Source organism: Streptomyces sp. NPDC030798, assembly GCF_055572275.1.
On record NZ_JBVIDR010000015.1, the window covers coordinates 200,576 to 209,481 of the forward strand.

The 8,906-nt window shown below is 66.6% G+C and carries 8 protein-coding genes and 2 pseudogenes; 5 read left to right on the forward strand and 5 right to left on the reverse strand.

Annotated features, from left to right (window positions below; all coding sequences use genetic code 11):
• Positions 1 to 310: 310 nt before the first annotated feature.
• A pseudogene (locus tag ACZ404_RS30410) lies at positions 311 to 751 on the forward strand (transposase family protein); the annotation flags it as partial.
• A gap of 2 nt (positions 752 to 753) precedes the next feature.
• On the opposite strand, the gene ACZ404_RS30415 reads toward ACZ404_RS30410, so the two are convergent.
• On the reverse strand, positions 754 to 1,125 hold the full coding sequence (locus ACZ404_RS30415; protein ID WP_468445371.1) for a hypothetical protein: 372 nt from the start codon (positions 1,123 to 1,125) through the stop codon (positions 754 to 756).
• A gap of 64 nt (positions 1,126 to 1,189) precedes the next feature.
• On the opposite strand from ACZ404_RS30415, the pseudogene ACZ404_RS30420 reads away from it, so the two are divergent.
• Both ACZ404_RS30420 and ACZ404_RS30425 read left to right on the forward strand, forming a co-directional pair.
• A pseudogene (locus ACZ404_RS30420) lies at positions 1,190 to 1,435 on the forward strand (ATP cone domain-containing protein); the annotation flags it as partial.
• Between the two features lie 150 nt (positions 1,436 to 1,585).
• Complete coding sequence (locus tag ACZ404_RS30425) at positions 1,586 to 1,759, forward strand: hypothetical protein (protein ID WP_468445373.1); 174 nt, start codon at positions 1,586 to 1,588, stop codon at positions 1,757 to 1,759.
• Between the two features lie 417 nt (positions 1,760 to 2,176).
• Here the strand turns inward: ACZ404_RS30425 and ACZ404_RS30430 are convergent, their stop codons facing one another.
• The gene (locus ACZ404_RS30430) at positions 2,177 to 3,094 is read right to left on the reverse strand and encodes a hypothetical protein (protein ID WP_468445375.1); all 918 of its coding nucleotides are present in this window, start codon (positions 3,092 to 3,094) and stop codon (positions 2,177 to 2,179) included.
• Between the two features lie 1,038 nt (positions 3,095 to 4,132).
• Between ACZ404_RS30430 and ACZ404_RS30435 the strand changes: the two genes are divergently transcribed.
• On the forward strand, positions 4,133 to 4,261 hold the full coding sequence (locus ACZ404_RS30435; protein ID WP_468445377.1) for a hypothetical protein: 129 nt from the start codon (positions 4,133 to 4,135) through the stop codon (positions 4,259 to 4,261).
• A gap of 435 nt (positions 4,262 to 4,696) precedes the next feature.
• Positions 4,697 to 5,068 carry a hypothetical protein gene (locus tag ACZ404_RS30440; RefSeq protein ID WP_468445379.1) on the forward strand — a complete coding sequence of 124 codons (372 nt, stop codon included), beginning with the start codon at positions 4,697 to 4,699 and terminating at the stop codon, positions 5,066 to 5,068.
• Between the two features lie 47 nt (positions 5,069 to 5,115).
• On the opposite strand, the gene ACZ404_RS30445 is transcribed toward ACZ404_RS30440, so the two are convergent.
• From ACZ404_RS30445 to ACZ404_RS30455, 3 genes are all read right to left on the reverse strand, one after another.
• Entirely contained in the window at positions 5,116 to 5,601 is a 486-nt protein-coding gene (locus tag ACZ404_RS30445) for a hypothetical protein (protein WP_468445381.1), read from the reverse strand.
• Positions 5,602 to 6,029: 428 nt separating this feature from the next.
• Positions 6,030 to 7,121, reverse strand: a complete 1,092-nt coding sequence (locus ACZ404_RS30450; RefSeq protein ID WP_468445383.1) for a PLL family lectin — start codon at positions 7,119 to 7,121, stop codon at positions 6,030 to 6,032.
• Between the two features lie 82 nt (positions 7,122 to 7,203).
• A partial coding sequence (locus ACZ404_RS30455) for an LGFP repeat-containing protein (protein ID WP_468445385.1) occupies positions 7,204 to 8,906 on the reverse strand: 1,703 nt, incomplete at its 5' end.

Here is an 8,906-nt window from a genome sequence, read left to right on the forward strand (position 1 = left end):
GACCAGGCACGGGTGCGGGCCCTGCGGACGCGGCAATCCGAAATTCTGGGCCTTGGACTAAGTCTGACATCTTTCGAGGATTGCTTGGACTTCGACCCGAGCAGCTTGGAGATCGGATCGAGCTCCACCATGCTGACCAAATGCCCGGATCGGCAATTCATGAACTTGATCAAAAAGTCCACCGCGGCGCTGGAACGGACCTTCATCGAAACAAGTCTAATCAAGGCGTCACCAAGGACATGCGAAATGAAGATACTCGGTTGCACTGGTGGTATCGCTCGCAAGAACAGGGGTGGGGTACTTATAGCACATCGACCGGATCGCCGCCGATCGCCCGTTCTAATCGGGCAAACACAAGAAGCACGGCATGAACGTGCAGGTCATAGCTGATCCGAAGGGGCGTCTGATGTGGGCTTCAACAGCCTTGGCCGGCGCCGTGCACGACGTCCGGGCCGCACGCGAGCACGGCATCATCGAGGCACTCGCTGAGGCCAGCGTCAGCTGCTGGGCAGACAAGGGCTACCAGGGTGCGGGCGGCACGGTCCGTCTCCCTTACCGCGGCCGATGGGACATCCTCTCCACCGGCCAGCAGGCGGTCAACCGGTCCCACGCGAAGATCCGTGCATTGGTCGAGCAGGCCATCGCCACCCTCAAGTCCTGGCGCCTCCTCCGCAAACTCCGCTGCTCGACGACTCGGGTCACGAGCCTCGTCCAAGCCGTCCTGGTCCTCCAGCTCACTGCCACGGGCTGAGATCACCCCGCAGCATTCACCAAGTCCGTCAACTCGGCTTCCGTCGTCCCAGCCCGCAGACGAACGTCGAAGGTGTAACCCTCATCGCAGAACACCAGGTCAAGGTCCGTGGGTGTCAGCCTGCGGAAGACGATTGCCAACCAGATCGCGTCTTTCTCCCAGACGTCCATATACAGGCAGGTACCGTCCTCGTGCAGATAGGCCTCACCTGGGCCGTTCTCGGTTTCGAACTGCCATATGAGGCTGCGCACTTCGCTGCGTTGCGTCGTGTCGATCTCGCCCCCGGGCCACCGGGCACGGATCGCTTCTGTCAGACCATCCCGATCGATGCGCCATCCGCACGCATCACCCTCGACCACCGCCAAGAACGTCATAGCCAGGGTCTACCAGACCTCCGTGGCACAGCATCGATCGGCTATCGCCTGAAGTTGGAATGGGCTCATGGTGGTCAAGCGGTCCGGAGTCACCGAGCCGTTCAGCCGCACAAAGATCATCAACGGTGTGCGCAAGGCATGCCAGGGACGGCCTGTCACCGAGGACGCCCTCGCCCAGCTCGGCCAGGGGGTCGAGGAAGCGGTGGGGGCCACCGGAAGCGCCGAGCTGACCACCCATGACGTGGGTCTGGCCATACTCGGCCCGTTGCAGGAGCTGGACCTCGTCGCCTATCTGCGATTCGCCTCCGCCTAACGGGCGTTCGACTCGCTCGAGGACTTCGAGGCCCTGCAGTGGCGTCCGTCAAACAGATGCCTCTGTCCGAGGCTGTGGTCCAGCCTTCGCGCTCCACCGCCATTCCCGCACGCGACCCACCGCGCGCTGCTTTAAGGATAGATTCGCATGTCCATGCTTGTTCTGCTCGTACTGCTCCTCCTAGTCGTCGTCGTGGTACTGCTCGCCAGCGGAGCTGCCTACCTCGTGCACCGTCATCCGTCCTGGCGGCACCTGCTTGCCGCCGCATTCCGCGCGGTGACGGTCATGGGCACTCTGATCGGCGTCATCCTGGCCCGGTGAACTGGTGCACCCGGCCGAGAGTAGGGCGCGCGCCGGCCGCGTCCGGAAGCTCTTGCAGCGCCTGGCGCCCGTCGCCGACCAGGGCCACTGCCTGGTGTGCACCCAGCCCTGCCCGACATCCAGCCGCCGGCCCCGGGAGTTCTGCTCCTCCTGGTGCCGTGGCCGCGCCCAGTTCCTGCGCAACAAGGGCCTGCTGCCCGGCGGCCCAAACATCTTGCTCCCGCGGCCGCGCAAGCAGCTCCTGGACCTACCCGAGGACGCGGAGATTGTGAGCCTCACACACCTCATTCCCGCAGGTAGATGGGCGATCCGTGAGCAAGGAAGACGGAGCTTCCACGCCCATGCTTCTGTACGCCCTGGTACAGCCCGGCAGCCGCGCCGACGGGTGCGACGCCCCCATTGAGTGCCAGTGCGCCGTCAGCGGGTGAAGGCGTCACGGTTCGCGTCGACCAAGAAGCTGCGGTGCCGCTCGTCGTTGGTGCGGCCCCACTTCCCGTTCGAGTAGTACACGAAGTAGCCCGTGGCCGGGTCTCGGAACTCGATGTTGCAGCCGCCGCGGATGTGCACGCACAGACAGGTGCACGTCTTCTGATCGACTTCCCAGCCCAGCCCGGTCGGCCCGTCACCGAGAAGGCGGACCAGTTCTGGGCAGGGCGGGCCGTCGGTGGCCTCCAGCCGGAATCCGCCCATGGAGCTCCAGGCGTCGGTTGCGTTGATCTCTCCCGGTCCTGCGGTAGCTCGAACGCGGCGCAGAAGGGGGGAGAAGATCGGCGCCGGGTTCACTGGGAAGGCGCTGGCTGCGGTGTGGGTCGCTCGTTCGTCCGGGGTCCAGTCCGAGTGGTCTTGCAGGAGCTGGTAGGCGTCACGCAACAGGTCGGTGACGCGCTCCCACCAGCGGGGGTTGAAGCCGGTGAGCAGGATGCGGGCCGGCGTTCCCGGGCGGTACAGGCAGATGCCGCCCCGCTCGCGGCGATAGCGGAGCCCGGCTACCCCGGAGACGCGGTTGTGGGGGTCACTGCTTTCGTCCGCGACCGAGCGGGGAAGCAGCATGTCAGCCCAGTACCGGATCACGTACGGTTCGGCCAGCATCCGAATGCCGAGCAGCTCTGGTTCCGGCCGCACGCTGACGATCCCCAGGGGATCCTGCGAAATCCCGCCGATCTTGCAGGCGGCGAGGAACACGGCGGCTTCCAGTTCCGCCTGTTCTGGATGGCGCGCCGCAGGGATGGCCAGCGTTTCTACTGCGGGGCTGACCAGCGAGTGCAGGGATTGATGGGATTCGCCCGTGCAGCGACGGCGGTCCTCAGTGGCGGCCAGAGCTGTCTGGTGGCTCATTGATGCCTGTTCCGCGCCGGTCGGCCCCCGTCGATCAGCGCTGTGTCTGCGTGGTTGTGCGTCCGGTGTCGTGCGTGGTGACACTTCTGGCCGGTCCTCGGCAACGGAGCTTGCGGGGGCGTCATCCGTCGCGCGGCCGGGCGTTCACAGGCCCGCATTGATCCAAAGACACCACCCCGTATCAGGTCAAGGCGACACGACACGGAAAAGCAGACCAAGAGTGTCAGGGCCGCGTCGTAGCGTGTGGCCCCAGAACTTCAGGCACATACCGCCGGTCCGGCAGAACAGCCGATCGCCACTGACAACTCACCCGGCCAGGTGAATCCGGGGTCGGTGATCGGCACAGCGATCAGCGCGGCCGCCAGGCCGGCCAGCGCGCGCTACCCGATCAATCTGCTGCGGGTGCCTGTCGCGGGCGCGCTCGCCGCCGGGAACGCACCGCACACCCCCGTTGCATGGGTCCCTGGCGGCAGACACCGAGAGCACGGGGCACGACTTCGATATGCGCGGTACGGACCGCCTCACGGCGGCGTATCGCCGATTCGCAGCGCTAGCTTAACTGTGGACCCCTTCGACACCACCGAACCGCCTGGCGGGTCCTGCGCCTTAACGAAGACTGTCCCAACTGCCCCCAGGCCGACGAATGGTGGATGGAGCTCGTCGACTGGTCGTGGCCACACGGACAGGTGTGGTCGGGGAGCCGACGGTCCAGAAGCTGCCTGCTTTCGCGGTAGCCGATCCCGAGGTGATCGCCTTTGGAGGCACGATCCACCTTTTCGCGCCGGGCCTTGACGCACCGATGCGGCACTGGTTCTCGGATTCGACTGAGGAGGGGTAGTCGAGACAGGAGGTCCTGTCCGATCATCGAGCCAGTCACGACATCAGGCCGTGCGCTGTGGTCCGGGCTCCGGGCACCCTCGACCTGTTCGCGATCGATGCGGATACGACCGGTCTTCAACGGGTGGCGGTCCCAGGACCTCAGCCCCACGCCGACCGGGCGGCTACGACCCGGCCGACCGCGCCGCCCGCACCACGACCATGGTCCGCGACTTCGCGCTGCCCTACACCAGCCACCGACGGCAGGCGGCCCTGCGCACTCTGCGTGCCCGGCAGCGGCGCAACGCCAGCGGCCTGGACCGGCTCCGCGTCCACCTCACGATCGGCTGACCCACCCGCCCGGACACCCCGACCCCCGAACCCCCGGCCCCGCACGGCCAGGGTCCGGGGGCCGCGTCCTGCCCGGCCCGCCGCTGCAGGAGACCGCCGCCGGCGGCGCCCCCGCACACCCCCCGGCACCACGGCGCGCCGACCCGCGCACGAGTCCCCCACCGCCCACCTGTTGCCGTTCTGCGTGTTGCCTCCGCTGGTCACGGCAGCAAGGGGGCGCCGACCCAGCACCGACGCCCCCCCCGCAGCCGTCAGGGCCTTGCACGGCTTGGTGCCAGCCGGGGCAGTGTCGGTGCTGCCGGAAGAACCCGCTCCCGCACCCTCCCCTCCGCGTGCGGTTTGAGCTGCCGGCCGCCGGGCCGTCCCTTCACCCTCCAAGGGGCGGCCCGGCACCCACCCCCACACCCCTCCCCGCACCCGCATCCGCATGCGGCCGTGCTGATCGTGCTGACCGTCCTCGCCCACACCGACCCCCCTGCACTGACCCCGTCCGAAAGGAACGCGATGCCCGCCGCCGTGTACGCACGCTGCCACCTGGACGACCTCACCCTGCGCCAAGCCCGCCGCGCCCTGCACACCGCCCGCTACTGGTGGCAGGAAGCCTCCGCCCCACTGTCCTACTACCAGCCCGGCCAGTGCCGCCGGTGGGCCCGCGAGGCCCTGGACGACGCCGCCCGGCTGCGCCGCCAACTCACCGCACTGCGCGCCCTTTCCCACCGCCACGTCAGCCGCGAGCAGTGGGCACTCATCACCGCACCGCCCCGCGCCGCCAACCCCGACACCCACACCGCCCGCCGAACCGGCTGACCCCCCAGCGCCAGCCCGCATCGAGTCGGCCGCGCCGGCACAGGCCGTCAGTCCTGCGTACGCACGTACTCGTCCGGTGGAATCTGTGCGATGGCGCCCATGGTGGTGGTGCTGACCGCCATGGTGACGGCCCCGGCGAGCGCGCCGATGGACGCCACCGTGGCCGGTTCGACATCTGGCACTTCGGCTGTGTTCAGGTAGGCGCCGAACACGGCGCCCATCAGTATGTGTTTCAGGTCGGGTGCCTGGAAGGGCAAGTCCCAGCCCGAGGCAGCCTCGTCAACGACTCCGGCGAAGGTGACGGCCAGCGGGCTCGCGTCGGCTCGCTTCCTGATGGAGGCCGTCTGCTGTCTTACGTCACCGCCCTGGAACACCAGCCGGGCGAGCTCGGTCAGTTCCTCGAGGTCCTGGTCGGTCAGGCCGGCCTGCCGCAGCCGCAGCAGGTGGTAGCGGAACCTCAGGATGTTGGCGTCCTCGAGGACGAACTCGACCGCCGAGCGGAGGTACTCATCCGCGGGATGGAAATCAGTCATTGCAATCACCTGCCCAGGATGTGATTGACGAGCACTGGTACGTCGGACGGGACCGAGAAGTCCATTGGGAACGATGCGTGCTTCATCCAGCCAGTCCAAGTCGAGCAGGAGCCGACGTAGCGCAGCGACACGCACGTCCGCGCTGTCCAGCGGCCTGAGCAATATCGCTCGCCATACCCTCCGCTTGACTCAGCGGCTTATCCGCATCCTTCGGGAGTCATTGGATCGCCGTAGCTCCCGAAATGTTCGTCTCTGCGAGCTTGGAAAAACTGCCGGCGTCTTGGGGCATGGAGTTCTCGGATAGCCGACTTGCCGCGTAGGAGCGGCGATTCGGCCGGTGCGCGCAGCCGAGCACGATCACTATGCCCGCGTCCGCCTCGATGCCAAACGGCAGCGAGCGTCCCTCCGACCAGAAGGGCTACGATCTCTCAGCCTGTGGTGAAGCAAAACTCGTGAATGTGGTTGTCGGTGCCGCGATAGACCACGTGCAGGGTCCTGTCGACGTCCCAGGAGTAGACGGCCGGGTCACCAGCCGCGTCGGGAGCCACACTGGTGGCGGACAGATCCTCGTGGTGCCACGCTTCGTCGCGCACGAGGTCATGGATGTGGTTGTCGGTGCCGCGATAGACCACGTGCAGGGTCCTGTCGACGTCCCAGGAGCGGACGGCCGGGTCACCAGCGGCGCTCGGAGTCCCGTTGGCAGCGGAGACCTCGTTGTGGTGCCATGCGACATCACCCGTGTACACCCCCAACAGATCGTGGAGGCGACCGTTGCTGTCGCAATAGACGATGTGCTGTTCATGCTTGTCGCTCAGTGTGTCCCCGCCGGGGTTGCCGACCGCGGCCGGCGGGTTTCCGGTGGCCACGGCAGTGAGGTCCCCCTTGTACTGGGCGCCGAAGTGGCGGGAGAGCGACAGCAGACAGAGGTGGTCGTCGGTGCTGCGATAGGCCACGTTCATGCCGTTGTCCAACGCCCAGTAGTAGATGGCAGTCGGGCCGCCGGCCGCTTCAGGAGGCGTGTCCGGCGTGAAGAGGACGCCGGGGCCGAGGTCGCTCCACGCGGACTCGAATTCGGACAGGGCGTGGATTCCATTGTCGGAACCGCGGTAGAGCACAGTCGGTTCGCCTGCTATGTGGTCGACGATGAGACCGATGGGGTCGTCCGTGGGGTCTGGCGGGTCACCTTGTGCCGTGCTGGTGAGATCGGTGTGACGCCAGGCGCCATCAAACGACAGCTCGTGAACGTGGCTGTCCGTACCGCGGAAGAAGACAAACGCGGCTCCTCCGAACCCGCTACCGGCGACGGGATCACCTGCCGAGTCCGGCGGGTCACCTTGTGCCGTGCCGGTGAGATCGGTGTGACGCCAGTCGCCATCAAACGACAGCTCGTGGATATGGCCATCCGTAGCGCGGTGGACCACGCGTTCGGTCTTGTCGGCGTCCATGGTGTATCCAGCGGGATCGCCTGCCGACGGTGGGCCACCGCTGGCAAACGTGAGGTCGTTGTACTGCCACGTCATGTCGTTTCTCCTCGACCTAGAACAGGAAGCCAGGGGCCGCGTCGGCACGGTCGGCCGACCCGGCCCCAGGGTGACCGCGTTTTCAGGCGCTTCCGGTGCGGATGTTCCCGGCGATGTACTGGAAGTACGGGCTCCCGGTATCGTGGGCCTGCCCTGTCTGGTTGGTTCCTGCGGGCGTGTTTCCGGCGAACCAGTCCTCAACGATCTGTGCTTGCGCTTCGATGCTGAACTCGCCGTAGGGCGGACCTGCGGGACCGTAACTGTAGGGATTCCCGCCCGTGGCCTCACAGACCTTCGTGGCGAAGGCTTCGGCCAGGAACGTGAGATCCATCGGGGTGTGGTGGATCTGCCACGCGTGGACCAGTTCGTGAATGAAGACCTCACCATACTTACGGTTGGGGTACTTGCGTGGGTCGTCGAACGCGGCGCCGCCGAGATTGAGCGTGATCTTTCCGTCGAACCTCGGGAAGGTGAAGGCTCGGTCTCCGCCACCGATAGTGTCCGTGAGCACGATGCGGTCCCTCGGTGGCAGGGAGCCCTTGAACACCTGGTCATCTGCCCAGCCGTACTCTTCCTCGGTGAGTTCCCGGGTACGGCTCCCGAGGGAGGCGATTCCCTCCGCGGTGATCGCCAAAAGAGTGTTCGCCGGGCCCGCCATCCACAGGATCCCCTCGGCGATGCGCGCTCCCGGCACCAGCGACCCGGTGCTGATCAGCGAGCCGATCTCCAGACCCACGAAGATGATCGCCCCCACGGGACCGAGAGCGGTTCCCGCCACCCACTTGACGACCCAGTCGACCGCGCTCTCAAGAGTGCTGCCGATGTCGCTCGAGTACCCCAGGTTAGTCTGCAGCTGTGCGTCGTTGAACGCGGGGATGTGAGCGGATACCAGGGGTTGGACGGGATAGGACTCGTCCCAGTCCTCGTTGCGGGAACCCGATGTGAATGTCCCGCCGACATGGCCGGAGTGTGCAAATGCCAATACCTGACCGGATGATGCTGGCACGAACGCACTGATACCGAAATGGTAGCCGTCCGCACCGCTGTCGTGCGCGTGCCCTCGCCAGCGAGTGGATCCATCACCATTGACCGTGACGGTCACAGAGCCACCGAGCGCCGCCAGCCCCCCGCTCACTATCGGGGCACTGAGTACGAGAGGGTCGAAGTAGGCGCCTGTTTCAGGCGACCACGATATGAGGCCTCGCTCGAACCTCTGCCGGCGTCCGGGCGGACCGCCGCGGTCGTGTTCCTCCTCCACCGGGTAACCGATCTCGCTGGTCTCCCAGCCTCGCTTCGCCCAGCGATCCCTGATGGCACCGTAGACGGCTTGTGCTCCCGTTTCAGGGGTCCAGTAGATGGATGAGTCGGGGGTGCCGGGCAGGTGCATGGCGCGGAAGTGGTTGAACCGGCCACGCCCGTCCGGGCAGCCCGTCTCATCGGTGATGGGGTAGCCGTATTGCTCGGCGCCGAGGCGTATCCACTCTCCACCGATGGCGCCGTAGACGATGAAGGTGCTGAGGGCGGGGTGCCAGACGGCGCTGCCGGCTTCGAAGCCCTGCTTGCGTCCACCGCCTACCGAGCCGTCTGTTTCTTCGACGACCGGGTATCCAAGGGGGGACCTTTCCCAGCCGAGTTCGCTCCACTTGCGGCGGATGTCGCCGTAGACGGGGTGTGCTCCCGTTTCAGGAGTCCAGTAGATGGATGAGTCGGGGGTGCCGGGCAGGTGCATGGCGCGGAAGTGGTTGAACCGGCCACGCCCGTCCGGGCAGCCCGTCTCATCGGTGA